Raw genomic sequence first — 16,970 nt, 5'->3', positions numbered from 1 at the left:
GATGAGGTTCGGACGCACCTTCGAGGAGTTCGAGGTCGGCGCGGTCTACAAGCACTGGCCGGGCAAGACGGTCACGGAGTACGACGACCATCTGTTCTGTCTGCTCACCATGAACCACCATCCGCTGCATCTGGACAGCAACTACGCCGAGAAGACGACGGACTTCGGGAAGAACGTCGTCGTGGGCAACTACGTCTACTCGCTGCTGCTGGGCATGTCGGTGCCGGATGTCTCCGGGAAGGCCATCGCCAATCTGGAGGTGGAGTCGCTCCGGCACGTCGCGCCGACCTTCCACGGGGACACGCTGTACGGCGAGACGGTCGTGCTGGACAAGACACCGTCGCGTTCGAAGAGCGACCGCGGAATCGTCTCCGTGGAGACCAGGGGCTACACGCAGGACGGGACGCTGGTCTGCGTGTTCAGACGCAAGGTGATGGTCCCGACCGAGGCGTACATCAAGGAACGCGGCGGCGAGCAGCCCGGCCGCCCCGAGCTGCGGGAGAAGTGACAGAGATATGAGCCGACTCGCCCAGACAGCCGGGCTGACCGACATCCAGCGGGAGATCCTGGCGACCGTAAGGGACTTTGTCGACAAGGAGATCATCCCGGTCGCCACCGAGCTGGAGCACCGCGACGAGTACCCGGACCGGATCGTCGAGGGGCTCAAGGAGCTCGGCCTGTTCGGGCTGATGATCCCCGAGGAGTACGGCGGCCTGGGCGAGTCCCTGCTCACCTACGCGCTCTGCGTGGAGGAGATCGCCCGGGGCTGGATGTCCGTCTCCGGCATCATCAACACCCACTTCATCGTGGCGTACATGCTCAAGCAGCACGGCACGGAGGAGCAGCGGGCGGCCTTCCTGCCGCGGATGGCGGCCGGCGAGGTGCGTGGCGCGTTCTCGATGTCGGAGCCCGGTCTCGGCTCGGACGTCGCGGCCATCACGTCCAAGGGGATCAGGGACGGCGACTCGTACGTACTGAACGGCCAGAAGATGTGGCTGACCAACGGCGGCACATCGAGTCTCGTCGCCGTGCTGTGCCGCAGCGACGAGGGACACCCGGAGGGCACGGCCCCGCACAGGTCGATGACCACGTTCCTGGTCGAGAAGGAGCCCGGTTTCGGTGAGGTGCGGCCAGGCCTGACCATCCCGGGGAAGATCGACAAGATGGGCTACAAGGGGGTCGACACCACCGAGCTGATCATGGACGGACTACGCATTCCGGCCAATCGGGTGCTCGGCGGGACCACCGGCCGAGGGTTTTACCAAATGATGGACGGAGTCGAGGTGGGCCGGGTGAATGTCGCCGCGCGTGGCTGCGGCGTCGCACAGCGCGCCTTCGAGCTCGGAGTCGCGTATGCCCAGCAACGTCACACTTTCGGCAAACCCATCGCGCAGCACCAGGCGATCCAGTTCAAGCTGGCGGAGATGGCCACCAAAGTCGAGGCCGCCCATGCCATGATGGTCAACGCGGCACGCAAAAAGGACTCCGGGGAACGAAACGACCTGGAGGCAGGGATGGCGAAGTACCTCGCCTCCGAGTACTGCAAGGAAGTCGTCGAGGACGCCTTCCGTATCCACGGCGGCTACGGCTTCTCCAAGGAGTACGAGATCGAGCGCCTCTACCGCGAGGCCCCGATGCTGCTGATCGGCGAAGGTACCGCCGAGATCCAGAAAATGATCATCGGCCGCCGACTGCTGGAGGAGTACCGATCCCAGGGTTAATTTTCACTTTTGTCAGGGTTTAATGGCGAAGAAGATCACACCCTGTCGCCCTCTGGCACTGGCTTCAAGCCGCTCGACTCGGGTCCTGGCTTGCTCAGTTGCGGCTCGAAACCAGTACCATCGCTGGAAAGCCGCCGCCGTCCCCCCGTTGCCAGCGCGGCATCATCCGCTACGAAGGTCATCCATGCCCCACAGCCAAACCTCTGCACCACGCGGCCGTGTCCGCCTCGCGCGCGGAGCATCGCCGTGGCTCCTGCCCACCGTCGCCACCGCCGCGATCGGTCTTGTCCGCGCACGTCACTCGAAGCGCGCAGCGGTCCTCGCTGTGCCCGCCACCGCGCTCGCGGCGGGCATGCTGTGGTTCTTCCGCGACCCCGAGCGCGAGATCACTCAGGGCCGGGTCATCTCCCCGGCCGACGGTGTGGTGCAGAGCATCATGCCGTGGAAGGACGGGCGCACCCGGGTCGCCATCTTCATGAGCCCGCTGAACGTCCATGTCAACCGCGCACCCCTCGCGGGAACCGTGACGTCCGTGGAGCACATCCCCGGCGGATTCGTTCCGGCGTTCAACAAGGAGAGCGAGAACAACGAGCGCGTTGTCTGGCACTTCGACACCGAACTGGGCGACATCGAGATGGTGCAGATCGCCGGGGCGGTAGCCCGGCGCATCGTCCCGTATCTGCCCCAGGGGACCAAGGTGGAACAGGGCGAGCGCATCGGCCTGATCCGGTTCGGCTCGCGTGTCGACATCTACCTTCCGGAAGGTGTCGATGTCGCTGTCGAGGTCGGTCAGACCACGACCGCAGGGGTGACTCGAATTGACCGTGATTGATCCCGATACGCAAGCCGGCTGGGCCGCGGAGGCCGAGGCCGAGGAGGAGGACGACGCGGAAGACATGCCGCTCTCACTGCGGCTGTCGATAGCGGACACCCTCACACTCGGCAACGCCACCTGCGGCTTCATGGCCGTTTACTTCACCACCACCGGCATCCTCATCCCGCATCTCACGGGCAGTGACGAGAGCGGCATGGCGCGGCACTCCGCCGCGACCGCCGTGATCCTGATGCTGGCGGCGGCGATCTTCGACCTCTTCGACGGGCTCGTGGCGCGCAAGCTGCGCAGTTCGCCGATGGGCGCGGAGCTGGACAACCTCTCCGACCTGATCAGCTTCGGCCTCGCCCCGGCGTATTTCGTACTGGTGTACGGGATGGTCGCGGACGACGCGCACCAACGGGTCTCCGCGCTGGCGGCGGTCGTGGTGCTGCTGGCCGTCGTGCTGCGACTGGCGAGATTCTCCTGCGTGACGATGAAGGACGGCATGTTCCAGGGGATGCCGAGCCCCTTCGGCGCCCTGACGGTCATCTCGATCGTGCTGCTGGAGCTTCCCTTCGTACCGACGCTGCTCGCGATCATCGGGGTGGCCTGGCTGATGGTGAGCCGGGTCGAGTACCCCAAGCCGCGGGGCATTCTCGCGGTGGCGATGCTCAGCTGGATCGTGGCCGCGATGGGGCTGCTGGCGGCCTGGGCGTTCGACGCGCCGGGTGGTCAGCTGCTGCTCCAGACCGGCTGTGCGCTCCAGGTGGTGACGGGAGCGGTGATCCCGCTCTTCGCCACGGCCCGGCGCGTGAACACGTTCCGCGGCAACCGCCGCGAGGCACGGGCGGCGCAGCTGCCGTAGGCAGGGCTGTCGCCGTACGGCGAATGATCGTGAAGGGCCCGGGCGCGTGTGTGCGTCCGGGCCCTTTCCCTTGCGCCCGCGCCCTTTCTCTTGCGCCCGCGCCGTCCCGTGCGCTCTCCCCCACCGGTGGTGCATATCCAGGACGTGGTCGTCACCGGGGACCGGGGCCGTACGGGCAGCCGTCTGATCGCGTTCGTGGTGCCGAGCGCCGGGGCGCCGTTCGGCGCCCCGCCGGAGGCCGCCTCGCCGGTCCCGGGGGCCGTGCGCGCGGGGTCAGCGCACCGAACCGCGCCTGGAACTCCCCGGCATTGCCCAGCTGTACGGTACGCAGACCGCGCGTAACTCCCGTGCCCGGTCCAGGACATGGGCGTACAGGGCGCGGCCGATGCCCAGGCCGATCACGCGGGGTTCGACGAAGAGCAGACCGAGCGCGCCGTCGGGGCCCGGCCCTCCAGCGAGGCGACGCCCAGGGCTTCCCCGGATGTCTTGTCCTCCGCGACCACGAGCCGACGGGCCGTCATCTCGTCGGCAGAGATGGGCAGTTCGTCACGGCAGGCGGCCAGGAACGCTTCGTCGTAACCCCAGTGGGCCTTCGAGCGCAGCGCCGGCGCCTCGTCGGGGCGCGCCTCCCGTATGCGCACGCCCCGACTCCGGACTGTGTCTCTTCGAAGTCCCGCTCTCAGAGCAGGAAGTCCCGTGCGATCTCCGTCGCCAGGCGTTCCAGCAGCGGGCCCGCCTGTGCCATGGAGACGGCCGGGTCCGGTTCCAGCCTGCTGAGGGCGTAGGCGCGGCGGATGCCCGCCCTGCCCAGGGCCTCGGGCGGGAGGGTCAGCCGGCCGCAGACCGCGACGACCTCGATGTGCTGTGCGCGGGCCGCCGCCGCGACGCCCGCGGGGGCCTTGCCGTGCAGGGTCTGCTCGTCAAGCGAACCTTCGCCCGTGATGACGAGGGTCGCCCGGGACAGGGCGTCGGCGAAGCCCAGCACGTCGAGCATGACCTCGATCCCGGGCCGGAAGCCCGCGCCGAGGCCGACCAGCGCGCCGTAGCCGATACCGCCGGCGGCGCCCGCGCCGGGTGAGAGCGCGAGTGCGGCGGCGCGGGAGCCGATGGCCGTCCCCAGGACCGTGGCGTAGTGGGCGAGGGCCGCGTCGAGGGTGGCGACGTCCTCGGGGCTCGCGCCCTTCTGCGGCCCGTAGACGGCGGGGGCGCCCTTGGGGCCGGTCAGCGGATTGTCGACATCGCTGGCGAGAATGATCTCCGTCCGGACGAGCCGTTCGTCCAGACCGGAGAGGTCGGCGGTGGCGAGGTCGCGCAGCCCGCCGCCGCCCGGTCCGACCGGCCGCCCCGCCGCGTCCAGGAAGCGGGCGCCGAGCGCCGCGAGCATCCCGGCGCCGCCGTCGGTCGTGGCGCTGCCGCCGACACCGAAGACGATGGTGCGCGCGCCCGCGTCCAGTGCGGCGCGCAGCAGTTCGCCTGAGCCGTAGGTGGTCGCCGTCAGTGGCGCGAAGACCCCGTCCGGCAGACACTGGAGGCCCGAGGCCTCCGCCATCTCGACGACGGCCTTACCGTCCCGCAGCGCGTAGGCCGCGGTCACTTCGTCGCCGAGCGGGCCGGTGACCCGTACCTCGCGTCGTTCGAAACCGGCCGCCACGGCCGCCGCGACCGTACCGTCGCCGCCGTCCGCGACGGGCAGGGTCTCCACCGCCACCTCGGGGACGATCTGCCGCAGCCCCGCCGTCACACGCTCCGCGACCTGCACGGCCGTGAGCGAGCCCTTGAACTTGTCCGCCGCGACGAGCACGCGTGCGGCCTTCGTCACTGCTCCGTCCGTCACCATGAATCCCTTTGCTCTTCGAACAGGCAGTCGCGCCGTCCCCGACCCTATCCGGACGGCGGCTCCGTGCCCATAGGCCGCCCTTGTGCGGCTCCGGGCCCGCGTGCGATGCCGCTCCGCGCCACGCGGCGAGCGTGCGTGCCAGGCGTTCCCGGGCAGACGGGACTTCGGACTTACTCGTCTAGGCTTTCCCGTGTGACAGACACCGATACGGACACCGACTACGCCACGTACATCGCGGGCCTCCCCCGCGTGCTCGCAGGGGCTGCCGTGCTGCTCACGGACAGTGCGGGACGCGTACTGATCGTCGAGCCCAATTACCGGGACGGCTGGGCGCTGCCCGGCGGGACCATCGAGTCCGACGACGGTGAGACCCCGCGCCAGGGCGCTCGGCGGGAGACCCTGGAGGAGATCGGCCTGGACATCGAGCCGGGGCGGCTGCTGGCGGTCGACTGGGTACAGGGGCAGGCCCGGCCGCCGATCGCCGCGTATCTGTACGACGGCGGGGTGCTGGACGACGAGCGGCTGGCGGCGATCCGGCTCCAGGAGGAGGAGCTGCTGTCGTGGCGGCTGCTGGACCGCGCCGAGGTCCCGGCGTATCTGCCGGGCTCGCTCGGGCTGCGGGTCCTGGCCGCGCTCGACGTGCTGGACTCCGGCGGGGGCGCGGTGGAGCTGGAGAACGGGCACCGGGTCGGCTGAGCCGCGGCGCTCCGTCCCAAACCCTTCGTCGCGAAGGTGATTGACGCTCCGTCAGCGCGCCTGTGGTTGCCCCACGTTCATTCCGCGTTCGTCCTTCATGCACGGCCGCCCGGCATCATCCTGGAACCCCAGGACTCGGAGGCATCATGCGAAGGCACCCACGCGGCCGGTTAGCGGCCCTGCTCATGTCCGTGGTCGTCGTGTCGGCCGTCGTCGCCGGCGCCGGGGCGGCGCAGGCCCTGACCTCCGCCGAGGCCGCGGCGCCCGCCCGCCCCGCCACCCTGCCCAGCCGTCCCGCCGCGCTGCCCGCCCGTATCGACGGCGGTACATGGCAGTCCGGCCATCTCCAGGGCATGGCCATCGACCGCCGCAAGGGCCATATGTACTTCTCCTTCACCAACCTCCTGGTGAAGACGGATCTGGCCGGCAAGCCCCTCGGCTCCGTCACCGGCTTCACCGGTCACCTCGGTGACCTGGACTTCAACGACGAGGACGGACGGGTCTACGGCTCGCTGGAGTACAAGGCCGCGAAGGCGTTCTACATCGCGGTCTTCGACGGGGCCCGCATCACCCGGATGAACATGGACGCCGCGTCCGCCGGCGTCGTCACCACCGTCCATCTCCAGGAGGTCGTGAAGGACTACACGGCCGACATGAACGGCGACGGCGTCTTCGACGGCGACACCGCCAAGACCCCCGACCACCGGTACGGGTGCAGCGGCATCGACGGCGTCGCGTTCGGGCCCTCCTTCGACCGCGAGGGCGGTACGAGACTGACCGTCGCGTACGGGGTGTACGCCCACACCGGCCGCCAGGACAACGACAATCAGGTCCTGCTCCAGTACGACGTCCGGCAGTGGAAGCGGTACGAGCGTCCGCTGACGGAGGACGCCCCGCACACGAGCGGTCCTTCCTCCCCCGACGGCAAGTACTTCGCGTACACCGGGAACACCACGTACGGCGTGCAGAACCTGGAGTACGACGCGGAGAGCGGCAATTGGCTGATGGCCGTGTACAAGGGCACCAAGCCGGGCTTCCCGAACTACTCGCTCTTCGTCCTCGACGGCTCGAAGCGGCCCGTGTGGGGCACCGTCCCCGGCCAGCAGCCTTCGGAGCAGGGGCAGTTGCTCTCGCTCCTGCCGCGCGGGCTGCATGACCCGGCGTCCGGGGTGTACGGCTGGGAGTCGGCCGGACAGTACGGGCTGATCTCGCTGGGCGGCGGGCGCCACTACGTCGCCGAGGCCGGTACGGTCCAGGTCGACGGCGCCACCCGGCAGACCGGCCGCGCGGTCCTGCACCGCTGGACGGGGCTGACCCCGAACCCCTTCGCGCCCGTGTCGCCGATGCCGCCGGTGAAGCCCGTACCGTAGGCGGGATCCGTAGCGCGGACGGGGGCCCGCGTCGACCGAGCGGCCGTGGGACGGCCCTGGCCGGTGGGTAATCGGTTCGCCGCCCCCGGCGTCGATGCGTACCCTCGCGGCATGACTCTCGTCGCGATCCTCAGCGGCGCCGGGATCTCCACGGACTCCGGCATCCCCGACTACCGGGGGCCCAATGGCCTGTGGCGGCGCGATCCCGGCGCCGAGAAGCTCGTCACGTACGACGCGTACATGACGGACCCGGAGATCCGCCGCCGTTCCTGGCGGATGCGGAGCGAGAGCCCCACGCTGCGCGCCGAGCCCAACGCCGCGCACCGGGCGGTGGCCGAGCTGGCACGGGCGGGGACGGCGGTCCGGGTGATCACCCAGAATGTGGACGGGCTGCATCAACTGGCCGGTCTCCCGGCCCGTAAAGTGCTCGAACTCCATGGCACGGCACGGTCGGTGAGCTGTACGGGATGCCACGCGCGCTCGTCGATGGAGGAGGCGCTCGCGCGGGTGGCGGCGGGTGAGGCGGACCCGCCGTGTCTGGAGTGCGGCGGGGTCCTCAAGTCGGCGACGGTGATGTTCGGCGAGCGGCTCGACCCCGAGGTGCTGGCTCAGTCGATGGCGATCGCCAAGGCGTGCGAGGTGTTCCTCGCGGTCGGTACGACCCTTCAGGTGCAGCCGGCCGCCTCGCTCGCGGGGATCGCCGCCGACCATGGGGCCCGGCTGATCGTGGTCAACGCCGAGCCGACGCCGTACGACGACCGCGCCGACGAGATCGTTCGCGAGCCGATCGGTACGGCGCTGCCCGCGCTGCTGAAGAGGTTCCACCCCGGCTGACCCGCTAGGGCCTGTCTTCAAAGTCCCGCCTGCCCGGCGGGCGGACGGCGCTACTTTGAGGACAGGCCCTAGGGGCGCCGGGGGGCGCGCGTTCAGCCGGGGGGCGCGTTCAGAAGAGCGTGGCGGTGGCCGGGGACTCGGCCGCCGCGCCTTCGAAGACCAGCAGGCGCTGCTTGCGGTCGAGCCCGCCGCCGTAGCCGGTCAGGCTGCCGGTCGAACCGATCACGCGGTGGCAGGGCACGATGATGCCGACCGGGTTCTTGCCGTTGGCCAGCCCGACCGCGCGCGAGGCGCCCGGCTTGCCGAGGAACTCGGCCAGTTCGCCGTACGAACGCGTCTCGCCGTACGGGATCCGCTGGAGCTGGCCCCAGACCTCGCGCTGGAACGGGGTGCCGTTCAGCCGCAGGGGCAGATCGAACTCGGTCAGCTCTCCGGCGAAGTACGCGCCGAGCTGGCGCACCACCTCGGGGAAGGGCCGCGGGTCCGGTTCCCCGAAGCTCTCCTCCGGCGGGCGATGCCGCTGCGCGACCATGTAGAGGCCGCTCAGCGTGCCGTCGGTGGCGACCAGGGTCAGTGGTCCGTAGGGGCTGTCGATCACGGTGTGGACGATGTGCCGCCCACGTTCTGCAGTCATGACGAAATTCCTTACACGGGAAGGTGGTTGATGGCGTGGTCCTCGGTGGCCCACAGATATTGCACGGCATACGCCCGCCAGGGCCGCCATGCGGCGGCGCGCGCGGTGAGCGCGGCGGGGGTGGAGGGCAGTCCGAGGCTCGCCGCGGCCCGGCGCATCCCGAGATCCGTCGGCAGGAACGCGTCGGGGTCGCCGAGCGCGCGCATGGCGATCACCTCGACCGTCCAGGGCCCGAACCCGGGCAGGGCGGTGAGCTGTTCCCGTGCCCGGTCCCAGTCGCTGTCGGGGCCGAGCCGGAGCGAGCCGTCGGCGAGGGCCGCGACCAGCGTGGTGAGGGTGGTGCGTCTGCTGCGCGGCAGGGCCAGCGCCTCGGGATCGAGCGCGGCCAGCGCCCGCGGGGCCGGGAAGAGGTGGGTGAGCCCGCCCTCGGGGTCGTCAACCGGCACGCCGTGCGCCGTGACCAGCCGGGCCGCGTGGGTGCGGGCGGCGGCGGTGGAGACCTGCTGGCCGAGCACGGCGCGCACGGCGAACTCGGCGGCGTCCACGGTACGGGGCACGCGCCGCCCCGGCGCCTTGTCGACCAGCGGGGTCAGCTGCGGGTCGGCGCGCAGCTGCTCGTCCACGGCCACCGGGTCGGCGTCCAGGTCGAGCATCCGGCGGCAGCTGCTGATGGCGAGGGTGAGATCGCGCGGATCGGTGAGCGAGAGCCGGCACGCGATGTGGTCGGGGCGCGGGGTGAGGGCGACGATGCCGTGTCCGTACGGCAGCGAGAGCGTGCGGCGGTACGCGCCGTCCCGCCACTCCTCGACGCCCGGTACCGCGGTCGCGGCGAGATGTCCGAAGAGGTTGTCCGGGTTGAGGGGCGCGCGGAACGGCAGCCGCAGCGAGATCACCCCGGGCGTGGCCGTCGGCTCCGTACCGCGCGTACCGGCCCGCTCCGTACCGCGTGCGCCGCGTGCGCGCAGTTCGCTCGGTGACAGCGCGAAGACCTCGCGGACGGTGTCGTTGAAGGCCCGGATCGACGAGAAGCCGGCCGCGAAGGCGACGTCCGCCATGGGGAGGCCGGTCGTCTCGATCAGCAGCCGGGCGGTCTGGGCGCGCTGGGCGCGGGCCAGGGCGAGCGGTCCCGCGCCCAGTTCGGCGAGGAGCTGCCGCTCGATCTGGCGCGCCGAGTAGCCGAGCCGGCCGGCCAGGCCGGGGACGCCCTCGCGGTCGACCACGCCGTCCTGGATGAGCCGTACGGCGCGGGCGACGGTGTCGGCGCGGGCGTTCCACTCCGGGGAACCGGGGCTGGTGTCGGGCCTGCACCGCTTGCAGGCGCGGAACCCGGCCTGCTGGCAGGCGGCGGCGCTGGGGTAGAAGGTCATGTTCTCGGCCTTGGGCGGGACGACGGGGCAGCTGGGCCGGCAGTAGATCCCCGTGGTCAGGACCGCGGTGAAGAACCAGCCGTCGAACCGCGCGTCCTTGGACCTGACGGCCCGCACACAGCGCTCGGTATCGGTGTACATGGCTCCAGCATCCGTGACGCGGGGGCTCTCGGCTGGCAGGAATCCGACATCAGCCTTCGGACGGCTCATCCGTCCAGGGCCGCCATCGCGGTCTCGAACGCCGTGTACGCCCGCTGGGTGAAGAGGACGAACCGTACCTCCTCGATGGTCCCCTCTCCGGCTTCTCGTTGCCCCGGCGCCTTCCGCGACTTCTCCCACGAGGCAAGCGTCTCCCTGACCGTGCGCACGGCGATCCGGGCGGCGTCGTCCATCGGCCACCGGTGGGTGCCGGTGGAGATCGCGGGCAGCGCGACCGTACGCGCCCCCAGCTCGGCCGCCACCTCCAGTGAGGTGCGGTAGCAGGAGGCGAGCAGGCTCGACCGGTTGTCGTGCCGGTCCCAGCGTGGTCCTACGGTGTGGATCACCCAGAGAGCGTGGAGGCGGCCCGCGGTGGTGGCGACGGACTGTCCGGTGGCCAGCCCGCGGCCGTACTGGGACGCGCGCAGCTCACGGCACGCCTCCGTGAGGGCACGCCCGGCGCGGGCGTGGATCGCGCCGTCGACACCGCCGCCGCTCAGCAGCCAGGAGTTCGCGGCGTTGACGAGCGCGTCGGCGTGCTGGTCGGCGATGTCTCCGAGGACGAGGGTCAGGTGCGTCATGCGCTTGGCCTCCTCGGGCCCGGCACGGGCCCTGCTCAGCGGCGGCTCGGGGGGTCGGCTCATCGGACCGCGCGGAGCTTTCGCCACACCGCCTTCGCCGCGTTGTGCCCGGACATCCCGTGCACCCCGGGCCCCGGCGGGGTCGCGGACGAGCAGAGGAAGACGGCGGGGTGCGGGGTGGCGTACGGGAAGAAGGAGATCTTCGGGCGCAGCAGCAGCTGGAGCCCGGAGGCGGCGCCGCACGCGATGTCCCCGCCCACGTAGTTGACGTTACGGGCGGCCAGCTCGGGCGGGCCCGCGGTGGCGCGGGCCAGGACGCGGTCGCGGAAGCCGGGCGCGAAGCGTTCTATCTGCCGTTCGACCGCGTCCGTGAGGTCGCCCCGCCAGCCGTTCGGGACATGGCCGTACGCCCAGAAGACCTGCTTGCCCTCGGGCGCGCGGGACGGGTCGACGAGGCTGGGCTGCGCGGTGATCAGGAACGGTGCCGACGGCGCCTGTCCGCCCGCGGCCTGGCGCAGCGCGGTGCCGATCTCCGCGCTGGTGGGTCCGATCTGGACCGTGCCGGCCCGTCTGGGCTCCTCGGCCGTCCAGGGCACGGGTCCGTCCAGCGCGTAATCGATCTTGAAGACGCTCGCGCCGTACCGGTAGCCGTCGTACGCCCTGCCGAGGCCCGCGATCCGGGCCAGTGCGGTGGGTGAGGTGTCGAAGACATACGCGCGGGCCGGCGGCAGCTCGTCCAGCCGCTTGACCTCGTATCCGGTGTGGACCGTGCCTCCCAGGTCCCGGAGGTACGCCGTGAGCGCGTCCGCGATCGACTGGGAGCCGCCGCGCGGCATCGGCCAGCCGCCCGCGTGCGCGGCGAGCGCGAAGACCAGACCGACGGCGCCGGTCGCGATGCCGTTCAGCGGGGCGATGACATGGGCGACGAGCCCCGCGAACAGGCCCTTCGCCTTCTCGTCGTGGAACCGGCGGGTCAGCCAGGTGGAGGGCGGCAGTCCGGTGAGACCGAACCGCGCCAGGGTGATGGGGTCGCGCGGCAGCGCGGTCAGCGGCAGGGACATGAAGTCCCGGGCGAGAGTGTCCCACTTGCCGCGGAACGGGGCGACGAGCCGCCGGTACGCACCGGCGTCGCGCGGCCCGAACGACGCGGCCGTCTCGGCGACGGAGCGGGACAGGACGGCCGCCGTCCCGTCGTCGAAGGGATGCGCCATCGGCAGCTCGGGGTGGAGCCAGTCGAGGCCGTACCGGGCGAGCGGCATCGTCTTGAAGACGGGCGATCCCGCCCCCAGCGGATGGACGGCGGAACAGGGGTCGTGGCGGAATCCGGGGAGCGTCAGCTCTTCCGTCCTGGCACCGCCCCCGACCGTGTCCTTGGCCTCGAACACGGCCACGGAGAATCCACGCCTGGCCAGCTCGACCGCGGCGGTCAGCCCGTTGGGTCCCGCCCCCACGACGACGGCATCGAGCATCGAGGTCACCTTCGGACTCCTTTGTCAGCCGATGGCAAGGAGCCCCAGGATATTCCCGGGCACTGACAGCCCGAACCCCGGTACTGTCCGCGACGATGAACGCGACGATCGAAGCGATGGCAACGGGTCTGATGTCCGTACGCGGCGTACGCGCCGTGGCCCTCGGCGGCAGCCGGGCCCGGGGTACGCACCGCCCGGACTCCGACTGGGACCTGGGCGTCTACTACCGCGGCGAGCCGGATGTCGCCGCGCTGGCGGCGCTGGCCGCCGGGATCACCGGCTCCCCGGTGGAGGTCGCGGGCCCCGGCGGCTGGGGCCCATGGGTCAACGGGGGCGCCTGGCTCTCCGTCGACGGGGTCGCGGTGGACTGGATCCTGCGGGATCTGGACCGGGTGGAGCGGGTCTGGGCGGAGTGTGTGGAGGGCCGGTTCGAGATCGGCACGCAGCCGGGCCATCCGCTCGGCTTCTGGTCGCCCGCGTACGCCGGGGAGGTCGCGCTGTGCCGCGTACTGGCGGACACGGACGGCGAGTTGACGGCGCTGCGGGCGGCGGCACGCGGCTATCCGGAGGCGCTGCGGACCGCGCTCGCCGAGGCGGTCTGGGAGGCGGACTTCTCGGTGGCGGCGGCCCGCAAGGCGGCGGGCCCGGCCGGGGAGCGGGCCGGGGCCAGGAACGGGAGCGGGAGCGGGGCTGGTCCCGGGGATGGGACGGGAGCTGGGTTGGGCGGCGGCGACGTGCTGTATGTGTCGCTCTGTCTGTCCCGGGCCTTCGGGATCCTCGCTCAGGCCCTCCTCGCCCACCACCGGGTCTGGTGCCTCAACGAGAAGGGCGCGCTCGCGACGGCGGCCACGCTGCCGCACACCCCGCCGGACTTCGCACCGCGGGTCGCGGCGGCGCTCCAGGGCCTGGACGCGGCGGCGGTGGAGGCGGCGGGCGTGCTGGTGCGGGACGTACGCGCGGTGCTGGCCGGTGCCGCCTGACGGCATACGGATGCGACGGCGTACGGGTACGACGAGGCACGGGTACGACGGGGCACGGGCGTGACGACGCACGAGCGAGGCGGCGTACCCGTAACTCCACACCGGTACCGGCGCTCCGCCCGCCGCGTGCTCAGCCCCCGGCGAGCAGCTTCTCCCGTACCCGCTGGGCCGTCGCCATGTTCCTGGCCGCCGTGAAGGGCAGCGCGTTGTCGCCGGCGATACGGAACCGCTCGCCCGTGAGCGTCAGCTGGGCGCCGCCCGCCTCCTCGACCAGCAGGAGGCCCGCCGCGTGGTCCCAGGCCAGCTCCCAGTTGAAGGCCACCGCGTCGAGCGCGCCGCGCGCCACTCCCAGGTATTCGAGCCCCGCCGAGCCGCACGGGCGGGCCTCGATGCCCTCGGTGCGCAGCCCCAGGAGCGCGTGCTTCTGTTCGTCCGTGGTGTAGTCGGGGTGGGACATCGCGACATGGAGCACCGCGCCGGGCGCGGGCGCTCCGGAGTGCAGGCGGACGCCGTCGAGGGTGGCGCCCCGGCCGCGTACGGCGATCGCCATCGTGTCCAGCGCCGCCGCGTACGTCCAGGACGCCAGCACCTCGCCGCCCTGCGCGAGGGCGATGAGGGTGCAGAAGCCCCGCTCGCCGCGGACGAACGGGCGGGTGCCGTCGACCGGGTCGACGATCCATACGGGCGCGTCACCGCGCAGCGCGTCGTACACCGACGGGTCCGCGTGCACCGCCTCCTCACCGACCACGACGGAGCCCGGGAGCAGGGCGGTGAGGGAGGCGGTGAGATGCTCCTCCGCGCCCCGGTCCGCGACGGTCACCAGATCGTGCGGGCCGTGCTTCTCGATGATCTCGTGCGCGGCGAGCTGCCGGAAGCGGGGCATGATCTCCGCGGCGGCGGCTGCGCGCAGCGCCTCCTCGACGGCGGACACCCGGGGTCCGCGGGCCGCCCCCGGGAGGGGGACCGTTCCGTACACAGAGTCATCGATCATGCCTCCAGCCAACCACGCCCGGGGGCCCGGCCGCGTGCCAGGTCATATGACGGGACGGCGGACGGCCGGGACCGGCGACGGTGATGCGGCGACGATCGCGGCGCTCCCCGGGGGGCGGCCATCGCGGCGGTCGCAGGGGGTGGCGCTCAGCGGCCCACGGCGTACCCCTGCATGCCACGGGGGTTGGCCGCGGCCGAGAGGATGCCGGTCTCCGGGTCCCTGGCGACCGCGCAGAGCCGTCCCTCCGACCAGGGATCGCCGACGGTCACCTCATGGCCCCGGCGGCGCAGTTCCTCGATGACCTCGGGGTCCATCCGGGACTCCACGGTCACGCTGCCGGGGCACATTCCGCGCGGGTAGAAGGAGCCGGGGAAGCTGTCGTTGTGCCAGTTCGGCGCGTCGATGGCGCCCTGGAGATCGAGTCCGCCGCGTACGGGCGGGCGCAGCGCGAGTGCCAGGAAGAAGTGGAGCTGCCACTGGTCCTGCTGGTCGCCGCCCGGTGTGCCGAAGGCCAGCACCGGTACGCCGTCGCGCAGCGCGAGTGACGGAGTGAGGGTGGTACGGGGCCTGCGCCCCGGCGTGAGGGAGTTCGGCAGACCCGGGTCCAGCCAGGCCATCTGGAGCCGCGTACCGAGCGGGAAGCCCAGTTCGGGCACGACCGGGTTGGACTGGAGCCAGCCGCCGCTGGGGGTGGCGGCGATCATGTTGCCCCAGCGGTCGACGATGTCGAGGTGGCAGGTGTCGCCCCGGGTGGCGCCGTCCCTGGCCACGGTCGGCTCCCCCGCGCCGGGGATCCCGAGCGGGTCGAAGCCGGGCGCGCCCGCGGCGACGGCGGTGGCATGGCCGCTGAGCGCGGGCGCGCGTCCCCCGGGGCTGCCGGGGCGCAGCTCGTACGAGGCGCGCTCACCGACGAGGGCGCGGCGCGCGGTGTTGTACGGCTCCGACAGCAGCGCGGCGAGCGGGATGCCCTCGGGCTCGGCGTCGCCGTACCACGCCTCCCGGTCCGCCATGGCGAGCTTGCAGCCCTCGATGAGGAGATGGACATACTCCGCCGACCCGTAACGGGGCAGTTCGGCCGCGCGGGCGGGCAGCAGGGCGAGCTGCTGGAGGAGGGCGGGGCCCTGGCTCCAGCCGCCCGCCTTGCACAGGGTCCAGCCGTTCCAGTCGTAGGTGGCGGGCGCCTCGTACGTCGCGGACCAGCCCGCCAGATCGGCGGCGGTGAGGGTGCCGGTGTGGCGGGCGCCGCTGGTGTCCATGGTGGGGCGGGCGGAGTGCGCGACCAGGGCCTCGGCGATGAACCCCGTACGCCAGACCACTCTGGCGGCCTCGATCTGGGCCACCCGGTCGGCGCCGCCGGTCTCCTCGGCCTCCGCGATCAGCCGGCGCCAGGTCGCGGCGAGCACGGGGTTGCGGAACAGTTCCCCGGGCGCGGGGGCCTTGCCCCCGGGGAGATAGACATCGGCGGACGAGGTCCACTCCGTCTCGAAGAGTTCACGGACGCTCTCGACGGTCTCGCCGACCCGTTCGACGGGGGCGTGGCCGTCCTCCGCGTAGCCGATGGCGTAACGCAGCACCTGGGAGAGGGACTTGGTGCCGTGGTCGCGCAGCAGCACCATCCAGGCATCGAAGGCGCCCGGCACAGCGGCGGCCAACGGGCCGGTGCCCGGGACGAGTTCCAGGCCGAGCGAACGGTAGTGGCCGATGGTCGCCCCCGCGGGCGCGGGGCCCTGGCCGCAGAGGACGCGTACCTCGCCACCGGCGGGAGCGAGGATGATCGGCACCTCACCGGCGGGCCCGTTGAGATGGGGTTCGACGACATGCAGCACGAAGCCGGCGGCGACGGCGGCGTCATAGGCGTTGCCGCCGTCCTCCAGGACGGCCATCGCGGACTGCGAGGCGAGCCAGTGGGTTGAGGAGACCATGCCGAAGGTGCCCTGGAGGGTGGGTCGAGTCGTGAACATTGCTGCGTCACCTCGCGGTTGAAGGGGACCCGTCGTTCGCCCGGTCACGCAGCAGCGTATCGACCGCCCGGCGCCGCGACCGCGCCGGACGCGTGCCAATCCGGTGGCCGGGGGCGCGAGCGGGCCGGTAGTTTCCGCCGTGTGATCACTCCGTCCAACGATGAACTCATCGAGGCCGCGCAGGCCGTACTGCATCCGCACACGGTCGGTGACCGGCTGTTCGGAGATGTGGCGTCCACGCTGGTCACCGACGCGGGCAACCTCTACTCGGGCGTGTGCGTCGACACCGGCTCGGGCACGGGATTCTGCGCGGAGCACGCGGCCATCGCCGCCATGGTCACGGCCCGGGAGTACCGGATCGTGAAGGTCGTGGCCGTCTGGCGCAACGAGGAGGGGGCCTTGCACGTGCTGCCGCCGTGCGGGCGCTGCCGGGAGTTCATCCGCCAGATCGACCCGGCGAATCTCGACACCGAGGTGGTCCTCGGCCGTCATGTCTCGGCGGGACTACGGGAGTTGCTGCCCGCCCACGAGTGGCCGAGCCCGCTCGGTTAGGAGCTGCCCGTCCGGACAGGGCCTGGGCGAGTCAGTCCGGCCGGGAGCCCGTCGCGGGACCGCGACGGGCTCCCTCACGGCCGGTCCGCGACCATGCCGC

At 71.9% G+C, this 16,970-nt stretch carries 18 protein-coding genes; 9 read left to right on the top strand and 9 right to left on the bottom strand.

Annotated elements, in window-relative coordinates:
• The first annotated feature begins 1 nt into the window (after position 1).
• The 4 genes from ACFRKB_RS00570 to pssA all read left to right on the top strand — a co-directional run bounded on the left by ACFRKB_RS00570 (position 2) and on the right by pssA (position 3,400).
• Positions 2 to 508, top strand: coding sequence for a MaoC family dehydratase (locus ACFRKB_RS00570; protein ID WP_383102014.1), 507 nt, complete (start codon positions 2 to 4; stop codon positions 506 to 508).
• 7 nt (positions 509 to 515) lie between these two features.
• On the top strand, positions 516 to 1,721 hold the full coding sequence (locus ACFRKB_RS00565; RefSeq protein ID WP_383102012.1) for an acyl-CoA dehydrogenase family protein: 1,206 nt from the start codon (positions 516 to 518) through the stop codon (positions 1,719 to 1,721).
• Between the two features lie 184 nt (positions 1,722 to 1,905).
• On the top strand, positions 1,906 to 2,553 hold the full coding sequence (locus ACFRKB_RS00560) for a phosphatidylserine decarboxylase (RefSeq protein ID WP_030350527.1): 648 nt from the start codon (positions 1,906 to 1,908) through the stop codon (positions 2,551 to 2,553).
• The gene (pssA, locus tag ACFRKB_RS00555; protein ID WP_030350528.1) at positions 2,546 to 3,400 is read left to right on the top strand and encodes a CDP-diacylglycerol--serine O-phosphatidyltransferase; all 855 of its coding nucleotides are present in this window, start codon (positions 2,546 to 2,548) and stop codon (positions 3,398 to 3,400) included. The genes ACFRKB_RS00560 and pssA overlap by 8 nt, the downstream gene beginning before the upstream one ends.
• 273 nt (positions 3,401 to 3,673) lie before the next feature.
• Here the strand turns inward: pssA and ACFRKB_RS00550 are convergent, their stop codons facing one another.
• Genes ACFRKB_RS00550 through ACFRKB_RS00540 form a run of 3 tightly spaced genes read right to left on the bottom strand, consistent with a single transcriptional unit; the run spans position 3,674 to position 5,237 of the window.
• Positions 3,674 to 3,802 (bottom strand): hypothetical protein, encoded by a 129-nt coding sequence (locus ACFRKB_RS00550; RefSeq protein ID WP_383102010.1) that lies wholly within the window; start codon positions 3,800 to 3,802, stop codon positions 3,674 to 3,676.
• Complete coding sequence (locus tag ACFRKB_RS00545; protein ID WP_383102008.1) at positions 3,799 to 4,041, bottom strand: hypothetical protein; 243 nt, start codon at positions 4,039 to 4,041, stop codon at positions 3,799 to 3,801. The genes ACFRKB_RS00550 and ACFRKB_RS00545 overlap by 4 nt, the downstream gene beginning before the upstream one ends.
• A gap of 38 nt (positions 4,042 to 4,079) precedes the next feature.
• Positions 4,080 to 5,237 carry a glycerate kinase gene (locus tag ACFRKB_RS00540; RefSeq protein WP_383102006.1) on the bottom strand — a complete coding sequence of 386 codons (1,158 nt, stop codon included), beginning with the start codon at positions 5,235 to 5,237 and terminating at the stop codon, positions 4,080 to 4,082.
• A 192-nt stretch (positions 5,238 to 5,429) separates the two neighbouring features.
• Between ACFRKB_RS00540 and ACFRKB_RS00535 the strand changes: the two genes are divergently transcribed.
• From ACFRKB_RS00535 to ACFRKB_RS00525, 3 genes are all read left to right on the top strand, one after another.
• Positions 5,430 to 5,933, top strand: a complete 504-nt coding sequence (locus ACFRKB_RS00535) for an NUDIX domain-containing protein (RefSeq protein ID WP_383102005.1) — start codon at positions 5,430 to 5,432, stop codon at positions 5,931 to 5,933.
• A 146-nt stretch (positions 5,934 to 6,079) separates the two neighbouring features.
• On the top strand, positions 6,080 to 7,303 hold the full coding sequence (locus tag ACFRKB_RS00530; RefSeq protein WP_383102003.1) for a hypothetical protein: 1,224 nt from the start codon (positions 6,080 to 6,082) through the stop codon (positions 7,301 to 7,303).
• 111 nt (positions 7,304 to 7,414) lie between these two features.
• The gene (locus ACFRKB_RS00525; RefSeq protein WP_383102001.1) at positions 7,415 to 8,137 is read left to right on the top strand and encodes an SIR2 family NAD-dependent protein deacylase; all 723 of its coding nucleotides are present in this window, start codon (positions 7,415 to 7,417) and stop codon (positions 8,135 to 8,137) included.
• Positions 8,138 to 8,246: 109 nt separating this feature from the next.
• Here the strand turns inward: ACFRKB_RS00525 and ACFRKB_RS00520 are convergent, their stop codons facing one another.
• From ACFRKB_RS00520 to ACFRKB_RS00505, 4 genes are all read right to left on the bottom strand, one after another.
• Positions 8,247 to 8,771, bottom strand: a complete 525-nt coding sequence (locus tag ACFRKB_RS00520) for a methylated-DNA--[protein]-cysteine S-methyltransferase (protein ID WP_383101999.1) — start codon at positions 8,769 to 8,771, stop codon at positions 8,247 to 8,249.
• An 11-nt stretch (positions 8,772 to 8,782) separates the two neighbouring features.
• On the bottom strand, positions 8,783 to 10,279 hold the full coding sequence (locus ACFRKB_RS00515; RefSeq protein WP_383101997.1) for an AlkA N-terminal domain-containing protein: 1,497 nt from the start codon (positions 10,277 to 10,279) through the stop codon (positions 8,783 to 8,785).
• 65 nt (positions 10,280 to 10,344) lie between these two features.
• Complete coding sequence (locus ACFRKB_RS00510; protein WP_383101996.1) at positions 10,345 to 10,917, bottom strand: O-acetyl-ADP-ribose deacetylase; 573 nt, start codon at positions 10,915 to 10,917, stop codon at positions 10,345 to 10,347.
• Positions 10,918 to 10,976: 59 nt separating this feature from the next.
• Positions 10,977 to 12,395 (bottom strand): phytoene desaturase family protein, encoded by a 1,419-nt coding sequence (locus tag ACFRKB_RS00505; protein ID WP_383101995.1) that lies wholly within the window; start codon positions 12,393 to 12,395, stop codon positions 10,977 to 10,979.
• An 86-nt stretch (positions 12,396 to 12,481) separates the two neighbouring features.
• Between ACFRKB_RS00505 and ACFRKB_RS00500 the strand changes: the two genes are divergently transcribed.
• Entirely contained in the window at positions 12,482 to 13,366 is an 885-nt protein-coding gene (locus tag ACFRKB_RS00500; protein WP_383101993.1) for a nucleotidyltransferase domain-containing protein, read from the top strand.
• Positions 13,367 to 13,496: 130 nt separating this feature from the next.
• Here the strand turns inward: ACFRKB_RS00500 and ACFRKB_RS00495 are convergent, their stop codons facing one another.
• Together ACFRKB_RS00495 and ACFRKB_RS00490 are read right to left on the bottom strand one after the other, a co-directional pair.
• The gene (locus ACFRKB_RS00495; RefSeq protein WP_383101992.1) at positions 13,497 to 14,357 is read right to left on the bottom strand and encodes an inositol monophosphatase family protein; all 861 of its coding nucleotides are present in this window, start codon (positions 14,355 to 14,357) and stop codon (positions 13,497 to 13,499) included.
• Between the two features lie 146 nt (positions 14,358 to 14,503).
• Positions 14,504 to 16,318, bottom strand: coding sequence for a gamma-glutamyltransferase family protein (locus ACFRKB_RS00490; RefSeq protein ID WP_383101991.1), 1,815 nt, complete (start codon positions 16,316 to 16,318; stop codon positions 14,504 to 14,506).
• A 141-nt stretch (positions 16,319 to 16,459) separates the two neighbouring features.
• Between ACFRKB_RS00490 and ACFRKB_RS00485 the strand changes: the two genes are divergently transcribed.
• Positions 16,460 to 16,870, top strand: coding sequence for a cytidine deaminase family protein (locus ACFRKB_RS00485; RefSeq protein ID WP_383101989.1), 411 nt, complete (start codon positions 16,460 to 16,462; stop codon positions 16,868 to 16,870).
• Positions 16,871 to 16,970 lie beyond the last annotated feature (100 nt).

The sequence above is a fragment of the Streptomyces scopuliridis genome (genome assembly GCF_042790125.1).
Lineage (GTDB): Bacteria > Actinomycetota > Actinomycetes > Streptomycetales > Streptomycetaceae > Streptomyces > Streptomyces scopuliridis_A.
This window is presented reverse-complemented; position numbering and strand designations above follow the sequence as displayed.